The organism is Streptomyces sp. NPDC000878, from assembly GCF_053599695.1.
Genome location: NZ_JBSFMT010000049.1, coordinates 16,591 through 35,557, shown reverse-complemented (window position 1 = coordinate 35,557; position 18,967 = coordinate 16,591). Strand labels below are relative to the sequence as shown.

Sequence of the window (18,967 nt, the reverse complement as noted above, 5' to 3'; positions counted from 1 at the left end):
CGGCCCGCACGCTGTGAGCGCCGGCACACCGACGGCTCGCCGGTGCGGCGACCTCAAGGAGACGACGATGACTCTAGGCGGCGGCTACATGCTGCCCTCGCGCGAGGGACAGGCGATCGCGGCGATCGGGCTCGGAATCACGACGAAGACCGATGGCACGTCGACCCGTGACGCGTACTCGCTGTTCGAGTACACGATTCCCCCTGAGACCGACGGGCCGCCCCCGCACCTGCACACCCGCGAGGACGAGTCCTTCATCTGCCTGGCCGGACGCCTCGACGTCCATCTCGGCGGCGAGGACTTCGTCCTCGAACACGGCGACTACCTGTACCTGCCGCGGGACGTGGTGCACGCCTTCCGCAACCCGTACAAGGAGGAGTCGCGGGTGATCTCCGTGGTCTCGCCCGCCGGTCTTGAGCGCTACTACCAGGCGCTGGCGGACATGCCGCCCGGCCCCAAGGACATCTCGCTGATGAAGAAGATCATGGAAGAGTTCGGCATCGAGCTGCAGCTGCCGCCCGAGGTCGCCCAGCCATGAGAATCGCGATCATAGGAGCCGGCTTCGCCGGTCTCGCCACCGCGAAGGTGCTCACCCAGGCAGGCCACCAGGTGCGGGTGTTCGACAGGTCCCCGGACGTCGGCGGTGTGTGGAGCCGCACCCGGCGCTACCCGGGCGTGACGACCCAGAGCCCGAAGGCGCAGTACTCGCTCTCGGACTTCCCCATGCCCAAGAGCTACCCGGAATGGCCCAGCGGCGCCCAGGTCCAGGCCTACCTCGCCGCGTACGTCGCTGAGTTCGGCCTCGAATCGGCCCTGCGCCTGAACACCGAGGTGACGGCAGCGCACCCGTTCGGGGACGGCCGCTGGACGCTCGAGACCCGCGACGCCGGGGGAGCGGAGTCCGTCGAGACGTTCGACCGGCTCGTCGTCGCGAACGGGGTGTTCTGCGAACCCCTGGTCCCGGCGTATCCGGGCCTTGAGGAGTTCACCGAGGCGGGCGGGCGGCTGCGGGCGGCCACGGAGTTCCATGACGCGGAGGAGGCCCGCGACCAGCACGTCCTCGTCGTCGGGTACGGCAAATCGGCCTGCGACGTCGCGGCGGCGATCAGCGGCGTCGCCGCGAGCACCGATGTGATCGCCCGTCAGCTGCTGTGGAAGGTGCCGCGCAGGATCGGCGGGTTCCTCAACTTCAAGCTGCTGCTGCTCACGCGGCTGGGCGAGGGACTCTTCCGCTACCTGCGGCTGCGCGGTTTCGAGAAGTTCCTGCACGGCCCGGGCAACGGTCTGCGCCGCCGGATGATCAACTCCATCGGCTCGGTCTCGGTACGGCAGTTCGGCCTCGCGAAGCTCGGCCTGGTGCCGGCCGGGCGGATGGAGGACATCGTCCGCGGCGCCATCGGGCTGGCGAGCGAGGGCTTCTTCGAGGGCGTCGCGGACGGAACCATCACCGTCCACCGCGACCGGACCATCAGGCGGCTGTTCGGCGGGCACGGCGGTCCCGCGGCCGAGCTGAGCGACGGCAGCACACACCGCGCCGACCTGGTGCTCTGCGCCACCGGCTTCACCCAGGGCGTGCCGTTCCTGCCCGAGGAGACCCGGCGACGACTGCTCGACGAGCGCGGGAACTTCATGCTCTACCGGCAGATCCTGCCCCTCGGCGTTCCCGGGCTCTACTTCAACGGCTACAACTCCTCGTTCTTCAGCCCGCTCAACGCGGAGATGGCGGCCCTCTGGATCGCGGCCGACCTCGCGGAGGCGGTGGCGCTGCCCGACCCCGAGGCCATGCGCCGGGCCGTCGTCGAGCAGCTGGCGTTCATGGACGAGGCCACGGACACGCATCACTGCCGCGGCACCAAGATCATCCCGTTCTCGATGCACAACGTCGACGAGGTACTCGGCGACCTCGACCTCAACATCGGCGCCACGGTCCGGGCCGCGCACTGGCTGGGCGCGGTCAACCCCGCGGCCTATCGGCGGGTGACCCCGTCGCTGCTGCGTCGGCTGACACCGAGCGGGCCGCGACCTGAACCCGGCTCCACATCCACCGGCCTGACGCCTGTGGACAGCTTCTCCGGAAACGAAGAAGTGCCCTTCGACCGGCGCTGACGGGGCGGCAACCGCACGCTGTGGCGGTCCGGTTCCTGCCCGAACCGGCCCGTCACAGCGTGCAGTTGCTCGGCGCGGACCAGGTGGTCCTGGTGGCCCTGGTGGGGTGCCGTCAATGAGCGGCGGGCCTGATCCGGGCGGGCGCGCCCTTGACCACGCCGACGACCTGGGAGATGTCGAAGGCGGTTGCCGCGCTGAGGCAGGCGTACGCCGGCTCATGGTCCATGCCGAAGCGTGGCGCGTGGCACTTCGGCGGTCGGAGGGTCGGCCAGGTCGGCCTGCGGGACGGCGCGGTCGGGCGGGGTGGCTCGGGGCCTGGGCTCGGTACGCGGTGCCCGTACGGCGGGAGAGACGGGGACCGGAGTGCGGGGCGCCGAAGGCGTTGCCCGCACCCGGCGGCGTGTCATGCGGCAGGCTGGGCGGCCTTCCAGGCGTGGTAGTGGCGGGTGGGGTCGTCGGTGAAGGAGGTGTGGCGGGGGGTCCAGCCCAGGAGGCGGTGGGCCTTGGCGCTGGTGACCAACTCGTCCTGGTCGGCGGCCAGTTGCATCATGCCGCCCGCCTCGGCGCTCGCAAGGGCGATCTCACCGGTGTGGCCGGCGGCCCGTACGGCGCTGCGCTGCATGTCCAGGGCGGTCAGTCGCTGGCCGTCGGCGATGACGAAGGTCTCCCCGTCGACGGAGGCGGGGTTGTCGAGGATGCGGACGTAGGCGTCGGCGAGGTCGTCGACGTGGACCCAGCTCCAGCGCTTGGCGGTGTCGCCGTAGAAGACGGGGCTGCCCGCCTCGGCGGCGGCGAACCACTGGCCGGTCATGGAGGTGCTCGCGGGGCCGCCGTACATGAACCCGGGACGGACCACGGTGTGGGTGAGGCCGGAGGCGGCCAGCTCCTTCTCCAGCGCGAAGCGGAAGCCGATGGGGCTCTCGGGGTTGCCGGGGGTGTTCTCGTCCATGAGGGGCAGGCCGGTGCGGCCGTAGGAGGAGATGCCGGTGGTGAAGACGAGGTGGCGGCGGCGGCCGTCGCGCTCCTGGGCGGCGAGCAGTTCGGCGAACAGGCGCTGGTCGCCGCCGATCGGGTCGCTCATGTCCAGGAGGAGGTGGACGACCGCGTCCGTACCTTCGAGGTGGTCGCGCCAGGTCTCCGGCTTACCGAAGTCGCCCTCGACCGGGGTGACTTCGTCCGCCGTCAGCGCGTGGGCCGCCGGCGCGGAGGTGTCGCGCGCCAGGCCCAGGACCGTGTGTCCGGCGCGGGCGAGGGCGGCTGAGACACGGCGGCCGGCGTAGCCGGTGGCGCCGATGACGAGGATCTGCATGGGAAGTGCTCCGTGTGCGGTGTCGGGCCGGCCGCGGGTCAGGCGGCGGGCGTGGTGGTGGCGGAAGTGGTGGCGCCAGAAGGGGTGTTGGGCGTGGTGGTGAAGAAACGGGCGAGCCGGTCGGCCGTCCACGTCGGGTTGTCGGCCGCGAAGGTGTGCGCGGCCCCGGGGACGATGTCGTGGCGCACGTCGGTCGCGGCGGCGCGGGCACCGGCCAGCAACACGTCCTGGGGCAGGCCGTGTTCGCCGTTCAGGACGAGGACGGGCATGGCCAGGTGGTCGCCGGCGCGGGCCGCCTGTCCGTCCTGGACGAGGGTGGCGTAGTGCTCGAAGCCGCCGCGCATCGCGTCGGGGCGGGTGTGGACACGCAGCAGGTCGGCGCGGTCGGCGTCGGTGATGCCGCCGCCGGTCATCATCGACCAGAAGCCGGACAGGTACTGCTCCTCCTTGCCGGCGGTGAGCATGGCGGCCAGGCCGCTCTGGGCATGGAAGCCGAAGTGCCACGAGCCGCCGGTGGCGGGGTTCATGTGCTCCTCCAGGCCGTAGCCGGGCAGGAACGCCTCGCTGAGCACCAGCCGGACCACGTCGTCGGGGTGGCTCTGGGCCCAGGCGTGCGCGGTCATCGTGCCGACGTCGGTGCCGACCACGAAGGCCCGGTCGTGGCCCAGGTGCCGCAGCAGGTGGTGCAGGTCCTCGGCCTCCTCGCGCTTGGTCCAGTGGCCGGCGGGGATCGGTGAGTCGCCGGATCCGCGCAGGTCGGGCGCGATGACCGTGAAGCCTCGTGCGGCGAGCAGGGGCATCAGCGCCCGCCACTCGATCCAGCTGAACGGCCAGCCGTGGATGAGGACCACGGCGGGCCCGGATCCGCCGGCCACGTAGTGGAGCCGGACGCCATCAATACCGCCGACATCGGCGACGGCATGCTCGAATCCGTCCGGCGCGGGTGCTCGGGGAGACATCTGATCACCTCATACTTAATTAGTTAAGCAAGCATCACAGCACTGCTTGCTTAACTAGTCAAATACAGTGGTCGTATGGAGCCCACCGCCGCTGACACCTCCGCCACCACTCCCGCCACCCCCGCCAGTGATCCACTGACCGCCGACGAGCTGCTGCTGTGGCAGAGCCTGGGACGTCTGGTCCACTCCCTGCCGCGCACGCTGGAGCAGGACATGGCTCGCACCGGCGTGACCATGACCGAGTTCGCCGTCCTGTTGCTGCTGAGCGAGGCGCCCGACCGCCGCATGCGCATGTCCGCACTCGCGACGGCCTCCGGCGTCACCCCGCCGCGCGTCACGCGCATCATCGACGGACTGTCCCGCCACGACCTGGTGCGCAAGGAACGCCACAGCCTGGACGCACGCGGCAGTGAAGCCGTCCTCACCGACGCCGGGCTGCGAGCCATGCACGCGGCTCAGCCCGCCCACCTCGCCAGCGCCCGGCGCCGGGTCCTCGACCACATCCCGGCCGACCTCCTGCCGCGCATCGCCGAAACCCTGGCCGAACTGGCCGAGGACCCGCATCGACAGCAGTCCTCCGGGGCCTCCCCCGCTAGCCGCTAGCCGCTAGCCGCTAGCCGTGCCTTGCCGACCGGGCCGCCCGCAGCGAGGCACTGCGGTGGGCAGTGCGGTGGGCAGTGCGGCCGGGGATCACAGATCCATGGAGCGGCTGATGATCTCCTTCATGATCTCGGACGTGCCGCCGTAGATCCGCTGGACGCGGGCGTCGGCGTATCTGCGGCAGATCACGGACTCCCACATGTAGCCGTATCCGCCGAACATCTGCAGGCAGTCGTCGACGACCTCGCCCTGGAGCTCGGTGGTGACGAGCTTCGCCGCGGCGGCCTCTTCGGCGGTGAGCGTGCCCTGGTTGTGCGCGAGGACGCAGGCGTCGACGAAAGCCTGGGCGGAGGTGACCCGTGCCTGCATTGAGGCCAGCCGGAAGCGGGTGTCCTGGAACTTCGCCAGCGGACGCCCGAAGGCGGAGCGCTGCCTGGCGTAGGCGACCGTCTCCCGCAGCGCCGTCCCGGCGTGGGCCACCGCGCCCATGGCGACGACGAGCCGTTCCAGGGCGAACTGCCGCATCAGCAGGGCGAAGCCCTGGTCCGGCTCGCCGAGCACGTCGGCGGCCGGGACGTGGACGTCGTCGAAGAACAGCTCGGCGGTGTCCGAGGTCCGCAGGCCGAGTTTGTCGAGTTTGCGGCCCCGGGTGAAGCCGGGGGTGCCGTCGGCCACGAGGAACAGGCCGACCGAGTGGTCCTCGCCGGTGCGGGCGGCGACGATGACGAGATCGGCGTTGATGCCGCTGGTGATGAAGGTCTTGGCCCCGTTGAGCAGCCAGCCGTCCCCGTCCGGGGCGGGCACCGCGTGGGTACGGATGGCGGCCACGTCCGAGCCGGTGCCGGGCTCGGTGATCGCGATGGCGAGCAGTGTCTCGCCGGAGACCGCGCTGGTGAGGTGCCGGGTCTTCTGGTCCTCGGTGCCGAACTCGGCCAGGTACGGGGCGACGATGCCGGAGTGCAGCGGGACCGCGAAGCCGGACTCGGCGACGTTCGCCAGTTCCTCGATCATGATCTGCTCGTACCGCAGGTCGGCCAGGCCCAGGCCGCCGTAGGCGGGATCGGCCCACGGGCACAGCAGGTTCTGCTCGCCGGCGAGCCGCCAGATGTCCTTGCCGACGATCCCCTCGCGCTCCCAGCCGGCCTGCCTCGGCACGACCTCGTGCTCGATGAAGTCACGGCACGCGGTCCGGTACGCCTCGTGGGCGTCGTCGAAATATCCGTCTCTGATCACGGTCGGACGGTAGGCGGGCGGCACGGCGGGCCGTCATGACCACAGCGCTCACAGTCGTTGACCCGTCCCGTACGATCGGCGGTCATGCCCGCACCTCCCGAGGACGACACGCCTCCGGCGTACGGCGCGCCGACCCGCTCGGTCGCCATCCACCACGTGCGGGCCTCGCTGCGCGGAGCCGAGCGGCACGGCGTGGACGTCACCGCGCTCCTCGAACGGGCGGGCATCCCGCCGAGCCTGCTGGAGGTGCCGCTCGCCCGGGTGTCGCCCCAGCAGTTCGCCCGGCTCACCAAGGCGGTGTGGGAGGAACTCGACGACGAACTGCAGGGTCTCGGGCCGCAGCCGCTGAAGGTGGGCACCTTCGCGATGATGTGCCATGCCGTGGTGCACTGCCCCGATCTGCGGTCCGCGCTGGAGCGTGGCAGCGCCTTCTACCGGCTGTTTCCCGGCGGGCCCCGGTTCCATCTGGAGGAGCAGCCGACGGAGAAGTCGGGGGAGGAGACGGACGCGCACGGCGAGGCGCGGGTGGTCTTCGACCTCACGGCCTTCGACGATCCCGATCACTACCTCGCCGAATCCTCCACCGTCGTCACCCACCGCGTCGCGGGCTGGCTCATCCGCTCGCGGATCAACCTCACCCGGGTGGAGTTCAGCCACCCGGCACCGCCGCACGCCCTGGAGTACGACCTGCTCTACGGCGCCCCGTGCACCTTCCTTGCCCCCCGCACCGCCCTCGTCTTCGACCGTACGCTCCTCGACCGACCGGTCCTCCAGGACGAGGCCGGGCTACGAGCATTCCTGCGCCGCGCCCCGGGCGATGTGCTCGCCCGCCTGGACTACGGCAGCACCGCCGCCGCCCAGGTGCGCCGGCTGCTCGGGCGGTCGCTGCCGGACCGGATGCCCGACCCGCAGGACGTCGCGGCACGGCTGGCGATGAGCGCGCAGACCCTGCGCCGCCGACTGGCCGCGGAGGGCACGTCCTTCCAGCAGATCCGTGACCAGCTGCGGCGTGATGCGGCCATCGCGGCGCTCGCCACGGGCACCGTCTCCATCGAGGACATCTCGCGGCGGCTGGGGTTCTCCGAACCCAGCGCCTTCCACCGCGCCTTCAAACGCTGGACCGGCTCCGCTCCCCGCTCCTACCAGCCGGGCGCCTGACCGACCCGCCGTAGAGCGAACGCCCGGGTCAACGACCTTGAGCGCCACGGTCACGGCACCCGCCCGGCCTCGGCTCGTACGGTCCCGTCATGACCGAAGCGCTGATCTACGACGCCGTGCGCACCCCACGCGGCAAGGGCAGAGGCGGGGCGCTGCACAGCGTCAAGCCCGTCACGCTGGCCGCCGGGCTGCTGCGGGCCCTCGCGGAACGGAACCGGCTGGACACCACCGTCGTGGACGATGTCGTGCTCGGCGTCGTCTCGCCGGTCGGCGAGCAGGGCGCCGACCTGGCCCGTACCGCGGTGCTGGCGGCCGGCTGGGACATCCGTCCGGCGGGAGTCCAGTTGAGCCGCTTCTGCGCCTCGGGCCTGGAGGCCGTCAACATGGCCGCCGCCAAGGTGGCCTCCGGCTTCGAGGACCTGGTGGTCGCGGGCGGCGTGGAGTCGATGTCACGCGTTCCGATGGGCTCCGACGGAGGTGCCTGGATCACCGACCCGGAGACCAGCTTCGCCTCCGGCTTCGTACCGCAGGGCGTGAGCGCCGACCTGGTCGCCACCCTGGAGGGCTTCACCCGCACCGATGTCGACGCCTTCGCCGTGAGATCGCAGGCCAAGGCCGTCGAGGCTCAGGAGAAGGGTCACTTCGCCCGCTCGCTGGTCCCGGTCACGGACCAGAACGGCACCCTGCTGCTCGACCAGGACGAGACGATCCGGCCCGGCACCACACCGCGCCGCCTTGGCAGGCTGAAGCCCAGTTTCGCCTTCCCCGGCGGCCTCGGCTTCGACGCGGTGGCCATCGACCGCTATCCGCGCGTCGAGCGCATCGACCATGTCCACACCGCGGGCAACTCCTCGCAGATCGTGGACGGCGCCGCCGCCATGCTGATCGGCAACGAGCGGGCAGGACGGGACCTCGGCCTCACCCCTCGCGCCCGTGTGGTCGCCGCCGCCGTGATCGGCACCGAGCCCACCATCATGCTCACCGGCCCCGCACCGGCCACCCGCAAGGCCCTGGACCGGGCCGGGCTCACCGTCGACGACATCGATCTGTTCGAGGTCAACGAGGCCTTCGCCTCAGTGGTCCTGAAGTTCCAGCGCGACCTGGGCGTCCCGGAGGAGAAGGTCAACGTCAACGGCGGTGCCATCGCGCTCGGCCACCCGCTCGGCGCCACCGGCTGCATGCTCCTGGGCACCCTGCTCGACGAACTGGAGCGCCGTGACCTGCGCCGCGGGCTGGCCACCCTGTGCGTCGGCGGCGGCATGGGCATCGCCACCATCATCGAGCGGATCTGAGGGCCGTACGCCATGACCACCGACATGACCACCCACCACATTCGCTACGAGCGCGATGAACACGGCATCGTCACGCTGACGTTGGACCTGCCCGGCTCCGCGAACGTCATGAACACCGACTACCGCACCGCCATGGCCGCGGCTGTCGACCGGCTGGAGGCCGAGCGCGACGACATCACCGGGGTCGTCGTCACCTCCGCCAAGCAGACCTTCTTCGCCGGCGGCGACCTCGACGCCCTGATCAGCGTCACCCCGGACACCGCCGACGTCTTCGCGGCCGAACTGGCCGCCATCAAGGACCAGTTGCGCCGTCTGGAGACCCTGGGCCGCCCCGTCGCCGCCGCCGTCAACGGCAGCGCGCTGGGCGGGGGCCTGGAGATCGCCCTCGCCTGCCACCATCGCGTCTGCCTCGACGACCCCGCCGTCCGCCTGGGCTTCCCCGAGGCCACCCTCGGCCTCCTCCCCGGCGCGGGCGGCGTCACCCGCACCGTACGGATGCTCGGCGTCCAGGCCGCCCTGCCGCTGCTGACCGAGGGCAGGCGACTGCGCCCCGGCCAGGCACAGGACGCCGGCTGGGTCCACGAACTCGCCGCCGACCAGGACGAGTTGCTGGACAAGGCCCGCGCCTGGGTGCTGGCCAACCCCGATGCCGTACAGCCCTGGGACACCCCCGGCCACCAGGTGCCCGACCTCAAGCCGCTCGACCCGGCGTCGTACGACCTGCTCGCCGTCGCCCCGGCCGTGCTGCGCAAGAAGACCCACGGTTGCTACCCAGCCCCGGAGAAGATCCTCGCCGCCGCGGTCGAAGGCGCGCTGCTGGACTTCGACACCGCTCTGCGGGTCGAGAGCCGCTATCTGCTGGAGCTGGTGACCGGCCAGGTCGCCAAGAACCTCATCGGCACCTTCTGGTTCCAGCTCAACGAGCTCAAGGCGGGCCGCTCGCGGCCGTCCGGCCACGCTCCCTACCGCACGCGCAGGGTCGGCGTGCTCGGCGCGGGCATGATGGGCGCGGGCATCGCCCAGGTCAGCGCGCTCGCCGGGATCGACGTGGTGCTGAAGGACGTAACCGCCGAGGCCGCCGAGCGCGGCCGGGCCCGGATCGCCGAGGCACTGGGCGAGCGGCACGCCACGGCCCTGGACCGGATCACCGCCACCGGCGACGACGCCGATCTCGCCGGATGCGACCTGGTCATCGAGGCGGTCTTCGAGGACCAGCGGCTGAAGAACACGGTCCTGGCCGCCGCCGGGACCGCGGCCCTGCCGGACGCGGTGATCGCCTCCAACACCTCCACGCTCCCCATCACCGGCCTGGCCGACGCCGTTCCTGACCCCGATCGTTTCGTCGGCCTCCACTTCTTCTCGCCCGTCGCCCGTATGCCGCTGGTCGAGATCATCCGCGGCAAGGGCACCTCGGACGCCACCCTGGCCCGCGCCTTCGACTACGTCCTCCAGATCGGGAAGACACCGATCGTGGTCAACGACAGCCGCGGCTTCTACACCACCCGGGTCTTCGGTACGTACATCACCGAAGGCGCGGCACTCGTCGCCGAGGGCGTCCACCCGGCGCTGGTCGAGAACGTCGCCAGAAAGGCCGGTATGGCCGTCGGGCCGCTCGCCGTCCTCGACGAGGTCACCCTGACCCTCCCGCTCCAGGCCCGCGACCAGGCCGAGCCCGGCGTCCCGTACAGCGATCCCGCCTACCAGCTGCTCGACACGCTCGCCCGTGAACTCGGCCGCACCGGAAAGGCGGCCGGCGCCGGCTTCTACGACTATCCGGCCGACGGCGGTCCCAAGACCCTCTGGCCCGGCCTTGCCGAACGCTGGACCAAGCCGGACGATGCCTCCGTCCCCGAGCAGGACATCCACGACAGACTGCTGTTCGTCCAGGCCCTGGAGACTGTCCGTATCCTCGACCAGGGCGTCCTCACCTCGGTCGCCGACGCCAACATCGGTTCGGTCTACGGCATCGGCTTCGCCCCCTGGACCGGCGGCACCCTGCAACTCGTCAACGCCTACGGCCCACAGGCATTCGTCGCCCGCGCCGACCAGCTCGCCGACGCCTACGGCGAACGCTTCCGGCCCCCCGCCGTCCTGCGCGAAAAGGCCGACCGCGGCGAGTGTTTCTGACTCCGACCGGGCGACCCGTCACGTATTGAGCATTGAGCAAGGAGAGGTACGGCATGACAGTGGCAGTGGCCGAAGAAGCAGGGCTCGGGCGCGTGGGTATCTGGACCGCGTGCCTGGACGCGGTGCCTCCGATGGCGGTCGGGCAGATCGCGGCCGAGCTGGAGGCCCAGGGCTGGGGCACCCTGTGGTTCGGCGAGGCCTACGGCCGGGAGGCCTTCACCCAGGCAGGGCTGCTGCTCGCCGCCACCGGGCGCATGCGTGTGGCGACCGGCATCGCCAGTATCTGGGCCCGCGACGCGGTCGCTGCCAACGCGGCGTCCCGCACGCTGGCAGCGGCCCACGGCGGGCGGTTCGTGCTCGGACTCGGCGTCAGCCACCGGCCACTGGTCGAACGGGTACGCGGCGGCAGCTACGCCAAACCCCTCGCCGCCATGCGCGAATACCTCACGACGATGGCGGAAGCGACCTTCTACGCCGCCGAGGCCGACGCACCACGCCCGCCCGTCCTGGTCGCCGCCCTCGGCCCCCGGATGCTGGAGGTGACCCGCGAACTCGCGGACGGCAGCCACCCTTACCTGGTGACAGCGGCACAGACCGCCGAGGTACGGGCGGCTCTGGGGCCGGACAAAATCGTCGCCGTCGAGATGGGCGCCGTACTCACCCCGGACCGCGAGACCGCGCTGCGCCGGGCCCACGCCCACCTGGACATCTACACCGGTCTGCCGAACTACCGCAACAACTGGCTGCGAGGCGGCTTCGACGAGACGGACCTCGTCCGCGGCGGCTCCGACAGACTGGCCGAAGCACTTGTCGCGTGGGGCGACGAAGCGGCGATCCTCCGCCGCGTACGCGAGCATCTGGCAGCCGGAGCCGACCACGTCTGCGTCCAGGTTCTGATGGAGTCCCCCTTCGACGTACCGACCGAGCCATGGCGGGAACTCGCACCCGCACTCGTGGGCGCGTGAACAGATGGAGCTGTCATGAAGGACGAGCGGGAATTCTTCTCACCGGACGCCATGCCGTGGCGGGCCGGGCCGCAGGCCGGGACCGCCGAGAGGATTCTGAGCAGGGACGACGCCGATCCGGAGGTGCTGACCCGGCTGGTGCGCTGGGAGCCCGGCCTCGACACCTCGCCCTCCGGTGTGATCCGGCACGAGTGGGTCGAGGAGGTGTATCTGCTCGAAGGCGACCTGCACGACCTGACCCTGGACCGGACCTTCCGCGCCGGAGACTTCGCGGCCCGGCCCCCCGGCATGGAACACGGCCCGTACCGGACAACCGGCGGCTGCGTGATGCTGGAGATCCGCTACCGGCCGTAGAGCGTGCGCCTACCGCACCAGACAAGGCCGCTTCCCGTCGAACTCCCACCCCGGCACCAGATACCGCATCCCGATCGCGTCGTCCCGCGCCCCCAACGCCCGCTCCCGGTACAGCTCGTGCGCCGCGTGCACCCGTTCCATGTCGACCTGGACCCCCAGTCCCGGCGCGTCCGGTACCGCGATCTCGCCGTCGACGATGCGGGGCGGAGCGACCGTCAGGCGTTCCAGGCCCTCCTGCCAGATCCAGTGGGTGTCGAGGGCGTTGTACTCGCCCGGGGCCGCCGCCCCGCAGTGGGTCACCATGGCCAGGGAGATGTCGAAGTGGTTGTTGGAGTGGCAGCCCCAGGTCAGACCCATCGCGTTGCACAGCTGGGCCACGCGCACCGAGCCCTGCATGGTCCAGAAGTGCGGGTCGGCCAGCGGGATGGAGACCGACTGGAGGGCCAGGGCGTGGGTGAGCTGCCGCCAGTCCGTCGCGATCATGTTGGTCGCGGTCGGCAGACCCGTCGCCCGGCGGAACTCGGCCAGGATCTCGCGCCCCGAGTAGCCGTCCTCCGCGCCGCAGGGGTCCTCGGCGTAGGCCAGCGTGCCGTTCAGGGGCGCGCACAGCTCGATCGCCTCGCGCAGCGACCACGCGCCGTTCGGGTCGAGGGTGATCCGGGCCTCCGGGAAGCGGTCCTTCAGCGCCTGTACGGCCTTGACCTCGTCCGAGCCCTCCAGGACCCCGCCCTTGAGCTTGAAGTCCCGGAAGCCGTAGCGGGCGTGGGTGGCCTCGGCCTGGCGGACGATCGCCTCCGGGGTCAGGGCCTCCTCGTGCCGTACGCGGTACCAGTCGACGTCCGAGTCCGGCTCACGGACGTACTCCAGGTCCGTCCGGTCCGGGTCGCCGACGTAGAAGAGGTAGCCCAACACCCGTACGGAGTCGCGCTGTTGGCCGTCGCCGAGAAGGGCCGCGACCGGTACGTCCAGATGCTGGCCCAGGAGGTCGAGCAGGGCGGACTCGACGGCCGTCACCGCGTGCACGGTGGTCCGCAGGTCGAAGGTCTGGGCGCCGCGTCCGCCCGAGTCGCGGTCGGCGAACCGGGCGCCGATCTCCCGCAGGACGCGCTTGTAGTCGCCCACCTTCGCACCGACGACCAGGGACTCGGCGTCGCGCAGGGTCCGCGTGATCTTCTCGCCGCCCGGGACCTCGCCGAGTCCCGTACGGCCCTCGGAGTCGGTGAGGATCACGATGTTGCGGGTGAAGTAGGGGCCGTGGGCGCCGGAGAGGTTCAGCTCCATGCTGTCGCGGCCGGCGACGGGGTAGACGGCGAAGGCGGTGACGGTCGGCTGACTCGTACTCGTACTCATCGAAATCCTTAGGCGCGGGGGCAGAGGCAGTCGGTCAGATGTCGAGGATGTCCAGGGCCCACTCCGCCGCCAGGACGCCGCCCAGGCCCAGTACTGCCAGCACGGTCGTGTAGCTCGTACGGACCTTGATCGCCTCGACGACGGAGAGGTTGAAGTACTCCTTGAACAGCCAGAAGCCGGGGTCGTTGACGTGTGAGCAGGCGATCGAGCCGCAGGCGACGGCGAGGACCATGATCTCCGGGTGGACGCCGCTGCCCGCGAGGAGCGGCAGCACCACGCCGGAGGCCGTGACGACGGCGACCGTCGCCGAGCCGAGCGCCACGCGCAGGATGACGGCGATGAGCCAGGCGAGGACGATCGGGGAGATGGACCAGGTGTCGGTGGCGTCCTTGATGTAGTCGGAGATACCGCCCTCCACCAGGACGTTCTTGAAGGCACCGCCCGCGCCGATCACCAGCAGGATCATCGCCATCGCCTGCGCCGCCGACGTGCAGGACGCGCCGACCTCCTCCAGGCTCCGCCCGATGCGCGGACCGAACGCCCACACCGCCAGACACAGGGTGAGCAGCAGCGCGATCGGGGCCGAGCCGATGAACGCGACGAAGTTCAGGAACGGGCTCTCGGCGGAGGTGGCCAGGTCGGTCACCGCCGCCCCCGCTATCAGGACCACCGGGAACAGGGCCACCGACAGCGACCAGCCCAGGCCGGGCATCTCCTCGTCGGTGAACTCGCGCTCGCTGACCAGGCCCTTGGGGATGGCGGGGTCCATCGCCCTGACGAACGGGAGGCGCGGCCACACCAGTGCGATGAGCGCGCCCGCCGGGACGGCGATGAACAGGCCGTAGAACAGGGTCAGTCCGACGGAGGCGTGGAAGGTGGCGGCGACGGCGGTGGGGCCGGGGTGCGGGGGCAGGAAGCTGTGCATCGTGGAGAGGGTGATCGACATCGGCAGGCCGACCCAGAGCAGTTTCGCGCCGGTGACCCTGACCAGGGTGAACGCGATCGGCACGATGATGATGAAGGCGACCTCGTAGAACATGGTCACGCCGATGAGCATGGACGTGACCACCATCGCCACCTGGACCCCGCGCGGTCCGCCCGCGTCGAGGAGCTTCCCGGCGATCCGCTGGGCGGCGCCCGAGTCGCCCATCACCCGGCCGACCATCGCGCCGAGGCCGATGGTGAGCATGGTGTCGCCGATCTGCCCGCCGATGCCGTCGGCGAGGACGTCCGGGATGGTCGCCACCGGGATACCCCGGACCAGTGCGACCCCGACCGCGACGAGGAGCAGCGCGGCGAAGCCGTTGAGTCTCAGCCTGGTCATGAGGAGCAGCAGGATCAGAACGCTGATGCCGACCACGAGGAGAGGCATGTATCCCATCCCTCTATGTAGATGATGTCTACGTATGGAGATGGAGGCTAGGTGGGTGAACGGACGAGGGTCAATGGAAGTGACACGATGAGTCCATGCCGGAGAAGAGAGGTGAGAGAGGTGTCCGCAGTGTGAAGTCGGCGGCCCGGACCGTCGCGCTGCTGGAACTTCTCGCCGCCCGGGGCGAACAGCCCTCGCGGCTGGACGAACTCGCCGAGGGCCTGGGCGTGCCGCGCAGCAGCATGTACCAGCTGCTCCAGACCCTTGTCGACTGCGGCTGGGTCCGCTCCGACGCCACCGGCTCCCTCTACGGCATCGGCATCCGCGCCCTGCTCACCGGCACCGGCTATCTCGACGGCGACCGGCGTGTCCGCGCGGTCCGTCCCTACCTCGACGAGGCGTCGGACGCGCTCGGCGAGACGGTCCATCTGGCCCGGCTCGAAGGCCCCGACGTCGTCTATCTCGCCACCCGCGAGTCCCACGAGTACCTGCGCACGATCAGCCGCGTCGGGCGCCGTGTTCCGGCCCACGCGGGGGCGTTGGGCAAGGCGCTGCTCGCGGAGCGTTCGGACGCCGAACTCCCGCTTGCTGAAGGGGAGTTGGCTGCGCTTACGCCCAATACGCACACCAGCCGTGCCGCGCTGCACGCGGATCTGGCGGGGGTGCGTGAGCGGGGGTACTCCGTGGACCGGGAGGAGACGGTGACCGGTATCGCGGGGTTCGGGTTCGCCCTGCGGTACGACGTGCCGGCGACCGATGCGATCAGTTGCTCGGTGCCGGTGGCGCGGCTTACGCCCGCGCACGAGGTTCGTATCGTCGCCGTCATGCGGGAGGTCCGGGCGAAGATCGAGGCGCAGTCGCCGGCTGCTTCGGGGGCCCCTGACTGGCGTTGAGGACTCTGCGGGCTTGCGCGGGTCGTTCGCCCGCGCGCCCGGTGGGGGCTTGTCGCGCAGTTCCCCGCGCCCCTGTCGGGTCGCTACGCGCACCCGATCCCGCCCGTGCCGGTCGGGGTGCTGTGCGCGCCCGACCCAGCCCGCGTCGGCGGATCCCGTACGGCAGAACCCGCACAGCTACGCCAGTGGCACCCTCGTGAATCGCCCCGCTGTCCTCAGCTCACCCTCGATCCGGGATGCCGTCCCGTGTAGTTCCGGCAGGATTTCGTCCACGCACTGCTCCGCCGTGCGTCGGGTCGTGTGCATCTCCACGCTCACCGCTGCGACCACCCGTCCCGTACGGTCCCGCACTGGGACCGCGATCGATCGCAGGCCCTCCTCCAGTTCCTCGTTGACCAGGGCGTACCCCTGCTCCCGCACCTCCGCCAGCACCACCCCCGTGACGGCTTCGTCCGATGCGTCTGCGTCGGCCAGCAGGACTCGGCCCATCGAGGTGGGGTGTGCCGGGAGGCGCGTCCCGACCGTGATGTTGGCGCTCATGATGCGTCGCGTCGCCACCCGTGCCGTGTACTGGATCTCCGCCCCCGAGTCCGTCGTCGTCAGGACCGCCAGTGACGCCGACTCCTGTACGCGGCCCGCGAGTTCGGCCAGGTGCGGGGCGGCGATCTCGGGCAGGGACGTGCGGGAGAGGGGCGGGAAGCCCAGGGACAGGACCCTGGGGGTGAGGGTGAAGGTCCGGCCTTGCGACTCGACGTACCCCAGGTGCTCGTAGGTGATCAGCGCCCGGCGGGCGGTCGCCCTCGCGAGGCCCGTCGCCCGCGCGACCTCGGTCAGGGTCAGCTCGGCGCGGGACTCGCCGAAGGCGGTCAGGACGGTCAGGCCCCTGGCCAGGGACTCGATGAACTCCCGGCCCAGTTCCTGCTTCGAGGACCCGGTCCAGGCCGCCAGGTCCGAGGGGGGCGCCGGTGGCCGGGTGGCGGGACCCTCCCGCAGTTCGGCCTCCAACGCGGCCTCCATCTTGGCCACCGTCGACCGCAGTCGCGGCAGCAGCGTCTTGCGCAGGTCGGTCGCCGTGCGGCGGCTCGTGTGGCTCACCACGCTCGCGACACAGGCCACCCGGCCCGTACGGGGGTCCCGTACGGGTACGGAGACCGCGACCAGACCCGGTTCGATCAGCTGGTCGTCCAGTGCCCAGCCGTCGGCGCGGGCCCGTTCGACGTACGCCTCGAAGTCGGCGCCCGAGTCGTCGGTGCGCGGAGGCACGGCAGGGAAGGCGACGTCCCCCGGGTCCGCCGCCCGGCGTTCGTGCCAGCGGTGCCAGTCGGCCGGCGTCCACTCGGTGGCGAACAGCGGGCCGGGGGCGGTGCGTTCGGCGGGGAGGAGGTCGCCGATGCGGAAGCTGAGGGACATCGCGCGGCGACGGGTCGCCTGGTGGATGAAGCGGATGCCGTCCCGGTCGCCGACCGCGAGGGACACCGACTCGTCCAGCTCGTCGGCGAGGGCGTCCGCGTGCGCGTCGAGCAGGGCGGGCAGCCGGAGGGCGGCCAGATAGGCGTTGCCGAGTTCCATCAGCCGAGGGGTGAGAACCGCGTCCCGGCCGTCGAGACGGACGTACCCCATGCGCGCGAGCGTCGCCGTGATCCGGTCCACCGTCGAACGGGCCAGCCCGGTCGCCCGCTCCAGCCCGCTCAGGCTCAGCGTCCCGCCCGCCTCCGTCAGTTGCCGCAGCACGGCGATCCCGCGCATCAGCGGGGCGACGGCCTCGGTGGGCACAGGAGCGGGAGCGGGGGAGGGAAGGGGGACGGGGTCAATCATGGGCTCACCGTAATGCCCGTACGGAACCGCTGATCGAGCGCCCGACACCCACCGCACCCACGATCACCGGAAGACCCTCGCCGCTGGAGGGACTCTCACCACCGGAGGACCCTCGCCGCCGGAAGACCCTCACCGCCGGGTGATCGCCACCCGGTAGTTCCCGTCGAGGTCCGCGCTCGCCACCGTGATGCGGATGCCCCGGCCCGGGTCCGTGAAGGACTCGCCGGGGGCGAAGGGCGCGTCGGAGAGTTCCGCGTGGACGTTCGGGCTGCGGGTGCAGCCGCCGCTGTCCCGGCGGGAATCGTACACCGTGACCGGGCCGCGGCCGGTGTCGACGTTCGCGTCGACCTTGTAGATCAGCACGCCCGGCCGGCACACCGTCTCGTCGTTGCCCTCGCGCGTCCGCAGCTCGACGGCGTACCCCGTACGGGAGTTCACGGGTACGAAGACGAGTTTCCCGCCGCCGGGACGGGCCAGCGGGGTGAGCGTGTACTCGCTCGTCCCGGCCGCCACCGCGCAGCCGACCTGCGTGGGGTCCAGCCAGCCGAGCTTCCACTTGTGCCAGCCGAGCAGGTCGTTGTTGGCCCCCCAGTCCTCGCTCATGATGTCCCAGTGGCCGACCGCGCCCCCGCCGTGCTGCGTGTACAGATCGGGCAGCCCGAACACATGGCCGTTCTCGTGCGGCAGGACGCGGTAGCCCGTGGTGTCGTACGACCCCGAGCCGTCGTCCTGCCGGGAGTAGACGAAGGACGCGTTGGCGACGGGCACCCCGTCCGCGACCGGCGCCTCCCGGTTGCCGGCGAAGGTGACGGACAGGACGGTGTCCAGGGCGGAGGGGCCCGCGTTCGGGGTGACCAGCACGTTCAGCAGGTCGTACGAGCGGAAGTCGACCGTCGGATCGGCCGCGGCCACGATGTCCTGGACCAGCCTGCGGTAGCCGGGGTCGAAGGGGGCGCCGCGCTGTATGCCGTACGAGCGGAAGGTGCGGGGCATCCGCAGCCAGGTGTCGATGGGGGCCTCGGGGCGGTAGTCGAGGCGGCCGTAGGAGCTGGTGGTGAACCAGTCCCGGGTCTGCGGGAAGAACTCCGCGAGCCGGTCGAGGGCGCTGCCCTGGCCGGGGGCGTCGGAGAAGTCGACCATCAGGTTCAGCGCGCGGACCGTGCCGGTGGACCGGGAGTAGCCGGCCGGGGTGGGCACTCCCTCGGACATCTGGACGCCGAGACCGCCCCTGATCACACAGGGGCTGAGCTGGGAGGAGCGGGCCAGCGGGACCGAGCCCGCGGCCGTCGTGGAACCCCTGGTGAACTGTCCGGTCCCGGCCGAGGTGCTGACCGCGAGGGTCAGCGCGGCCACGGACACCAGGGCGGCCACCCGGCGGGGGCGCGGGGTGCCCGGCGGGCGTATCCGACGACGGCTGGTCGGCTGCTGCATGCA

General features: G+C 71.3%; 16 protein-coding genes. 9 read left to right on the top strand and 7 right to left on the bottom strand.

Annotation, left to right across the window (positions count from 1 at the left end; all coding sequences use genetic code 11):
- The first annotated feature begins 67 nt into the window (after window positions 1-67).
- Both ACWDR4_RS33225 and ACWDR4_RS33220 read left to right on the top strand, forming a co-directional pair.
- Window positions 68-538, top strand: a complete 471-nt coding sequence (locus ACWDR4_RS33225) for a cupin domain-containing protein (protein WP_450413847.1) — start codon at window positions 68-70, stop codon at window positions 536-538.
- Window positions 535-2,106: a flavin-containing monooxygenase gene (locus ACWDR4_RS33220; RefSeq protein ID WP_450413845.1), complete on the top strand. Its 1,572-nt coding sequence runs from the start codon at window positions 535-537 to the stop codon at window positions 2,104-2,106. The genes ACWDR4_RS33225 and ACWDR4_RS33220 overlap by 4 nt, the downstream gene beginning before the upstream one ends.
- A gap of 403 nt (window positions 2,107-2,509) precedes the next feature.
- On the opposite strand, the gene ACWDR4_RS33215 is transcribed toward ACWDR4_RS33220, so the two are convergent.
- Window positions 2,510-3,415, bottom strand: a complete 906-nt coding sequence (locus tag ACWDR4_RS33215) for an NAD-dependent epimerase/dehydratase family protein (protein WP_450413844.1) — start codon at window positions 3,413-3,415, stop codon at window positions 2,510-2,512.
- 38 nt (window positions 3,416-3,453) lie between these two features.
- Entirely contained in the window at window positions 3,454-4,374 is a 921-nt protein-coding gene (locus ACWDR4_RS33210; RefSeq protein ID WP_450413842.1) for an alpha/beta fold hydrolase, read from the bottom strand.
- A gap of 75 nt (window positions 4,375-4,449) precedes the next feature.
- Here ACWDR4_RS33210 and ACWDR4_RS33205 point away from each other — a divergent pair, with 75 nt between their 5' ends.
- Entirely contained in the window at window positions 4,450-4,977 is a 528-nt protein-coding gene (locus tag ACWDR4_RS33205; protein ID WP_450413840.1) for a MarR family winged helix-turn-helix transcriptional regulator, read from the top strand.
- A gap of 87 nt (window positions 4,978-5,064) precedes the next feature.
- Here the strand turns inward: ACWDR4_RS33205 and ACWDR4_RS33200 are convergent, their stop codons facing one another.
- Window positions 5,065-6,207 carry an acyl-CoA dehydrogenase family protein gene (locus tag ACWDR4_RS33200; protein WP_450413838.1) on the bottom strand — a complete coding sequence of 381 codons (1,143 nt, stop codon included), beginning with the start codon at window positions 6,205-6,207 and terminating at the stop codon, window positions 5,065-5,067.
- Between the two features lie 84 nt (window positions 6,208-6,291).
- On the opposite strand from ACWDR4_RS33200, the gene ACWDR4_RS33195 reads away from it, so the two are divergent.
- The 5 genes from ACWDR4_RS33195 to ACWDR4_RS33175 all read left to right on the top strand — a co-directional run bounded on the left by ACWDR4_RS33195 (window position 6,292) and on the right by ACWDR4_RS33175 (window position 12,103).
- On the top strand, window positions 6,292-7,365 hold the full coding sequence (locus ACWDR4_RS33195) for an AraC family transcriptional regulator (protein ID WP_450413836.1): 1,074 nt from the start codon (window positions 6,292-6,294) through the stop codon (window positions 7,363-7,365).
- An 89-nt stretch (window positions 7,366-7,454) separates the two neighbouring features.
- Window positions 7,455-8,657, top strand: coding sequence for an acetyl-CoA C-acetyltransferase (locus tag ACWDR4_RS33190; RefSeq protein WP_450413834.1), 1,203 nt, complete (start codon window positions 7,455-7,457; stop codon window positions 8,655-8,657).
- Window positions 8,658-8,669: 12 nt separating this feature from the next.
- Window positions 8,670-10,784 carry a 3-hydroxyacyl-CoA dehydrogenase NAD-binding domain-containing protein gene (locus tag ACWDR4_RS33185; protein WP_450413833.1) on the top strand — a complete coding sequence of 705 codons (2,115 nt, stop codon included), beginning with the start codon at window positions 8,670-8,672 and terminating at the stop codon, window positions 10,782-10,784.
- 53 nt (window positions 10,785-10,837) lie between these two features.
- On the top strand, window positions 10,838-11,749 hold the full coding sequence (locus ACWDR4_RS33180) for a TIGR03620 family F420-dependent LLM class oxidoreductase (protein WP_450413831.1): 912 nt from the start codon (window positions 10,838-10,840) through the stop codon (window positions 11,747-11,749).
- Window positions 11,750-11,764: 15 nt separating this feature from the next.
- A complete protein-coding gene (locus ACWDR4_RS33175) occupies window positions 11,765-12,103 on the top strand; it encodes a cupin domain-containing protein (RefSeq protein WP_450413829.1) in 339 nt (112 codons plus the stop codon).
- Between the two features lie 9 nt (window positions 12,104-12,112).
- On the opposite strand, the gene ACWDR4_RS33170 is transcribed toward ACWDR4_RS33175, so the two are convergent.
- Both ACWDR4_RS33170 and ACWDR4_RS33165 read right to left on the bottom strand, forming a co-directional pair.
- Window positions 12,113-13,453 (bottom strand): enolase C-terminal domain-like protein, encoded by a 1,341-nt coding sequence (locus ACWDR4_RS33170; RefSeq protein WP_450413827.1) that lies wholly within the window; start codon window positions 13,451-13,453, stop codon window positions 12,113-12,115.
- A 34-nt stretch (window positions 13,454-13,487) separates the two neighbouring features.
- Window positions 13,488-14,825, bottom strand: coding sequence for a gluconate:H+ symporter (locus ACWDR4_RS33165; RefSeq protein ID WP_450413825.1), 1,338 nt, complete (start codon window positions 14,823-14,825; stop codon window positions 13,488-13,490).
- Between the two features lie 95 nt (window positions 14,826-14,920).
- Between ACWDR4_RS33165 and ACWDR4_RS33160 the strand changes: the two genes are divergently transcribed.
- Window positions 14,921-15,718 (top strand): IclR family transcriptional regulator, encoded by a 798-nt coding sequence (locus ACWDR4_RS33160; protein WP_450413824.1) that lies wholly within the window; start codon window positions 14,921-14,923, stop codon window positions 15,716-15,718.
- A 177-nt stretch (window positions 15,719-15,895) separates the two neighbouring features.
- On the opposite strand, the gene ACWDR4_RS33155 is transcribed toward ACWDR4_RS33160, so the two are convergent.
- Together ACWDR4_RS33155 and ACWDR4_RS33150 are read right to left on the bottom strand one after the other, a co-directional pair.
- Window positions 15,896-17,533 (bottom strand): IclR family transcriptional regulator domain-containing protein, encoded by a 1,638-nt coding sequence (locus ACWDR4_RS33155; RefSeq protein ID WP_450413822.1) that lies wholly within the window; start codon window positions 17,531-17,533, stop codon window positions 15,896-15,898.
- 129 nt (window positions 17,534-17,662) lie between these two features.
- On the bottom strand, window positions 17,663-18,964 hold the full coding sequence (locus ACWDR4_RS33150; protein ID WP_450413820.1) for a M6 family metalloprotease domain-containing protein: 1,302 nt from the start codon (window positions 18,962-18,964) through the stop codon (window positions 17,663-17,665).
- Window positions 18,965-18,967 lie beyond the last annotated feature (3 nt).

Bases quoted from the DNA above. Each gene is read 5' to 3' on its own strand.
- ACWDR4_RS33225 (WP_450413847.1), top strand. From the start codon at position 68: ATGACTCTAGGCGGCGGCTACATGCTGCCCTCGCGCGAGGGACAGGCG.
- ACWDR4_RS33220 (WP_450413845.1), top strand. From the start codon at position 535: ATGAGAATCGCGATCATAGGAGCCGGCTTCGCCGGTCTCGCCACCGCG.
- ACWDR4_RS33215 (WP_450413844.1), bottom strand. From the start codon at position 3,415: ATGCAGATCCTCGTCATCGGCGCCACCGGCTACGCCGGCCGCCGTGTC.
- ACWDR4_RS33210 (WP_450413842.1), bottom strand. From the start codon at position 4,374: ATGTCTCCCCGAGCACCCGCGCCGGACGGATTCGAGCATGCCGTCGCC.
- ACWDR4_RS33205 (WP_450413840.1), top strand. From the start codon at position 4,450: ATGGAGCCCACCGCCGCTGACACCTCCGCCACCACTCCCGCCACCCCC.
- ACWDR4_RS33195 (WP_450413836.1), top strand. From the start codon at position 6,292: ATGCCCGCACCTCCCGAGGACGACACGCCTCCGGCGTACGGCGCGCCG.
- ACWDR4_RS33190 (WP_450413834.1), top strand. From the start codon at position 7,455: ATGACCGAAGCGCTGATCTACGACGCCGTGCGCACCCCACGCGGCAAG.
- ACWDR4_RS33185 (WP_450413833.1), top strand. From the start codon at position 8,670: ATGACCACCGACATGACCACCCACCACATTCGCTACGAGCGCGATGAA.
- ACWDR4_RS33180 (WP_450413831.1), top strand. From the start codon at position 10,838: ATGACAGTGGCAGTGGCCGAAGAAGCAGGGCTCGGGCGCGTGGGTATC.
- ACWDR4_RS33175 (WP_450413829.1), top strand. From the start codon at position 11,765: ATGAAGGACGAGCGGGAATTCTTCTCACCGGACGCCATGCCGTGGCGG.
- ACWDR4_RS33170 (WP_450413827.1), bottom strand. From the start codon at position 13,453: ATGAGTACGAGTACGAGTCAGCCGACCGTCACCGCCTTCGCCGTCTAC.
- ACWDR4_RS33165 (WP_450413825.1), bottom strand. From the start codon at position 14,825: ATGCCTCTCCTCGTGGTCGGCATCAGCGTTCTGATCCTGCTGCTCCTC.
- ACWDR4_RS33160 (WP_450413824.1), top strand. From the start codon at position 14,921: ATGCCGGAGAAGAGAGGTGAGAGAGGTGTCCGCAGTGTGAAGTCGGCG.
- ACWDR4_RS33155 (WP_450413822.1), bottom strand. From the start codon at position 17,533: ATGATTGACCCCGTCCCCCTTCCCTCCCCCGCTCCCGCTCCTGTGCCC.
- ACWDR4_RS33150 (WP_450413820.1), bottom strand. From the start codon at position 18,964: ATGCAGCAGCCGACCAGCCGTCGTCGGATACGCCCGCCGGGCACCCCG.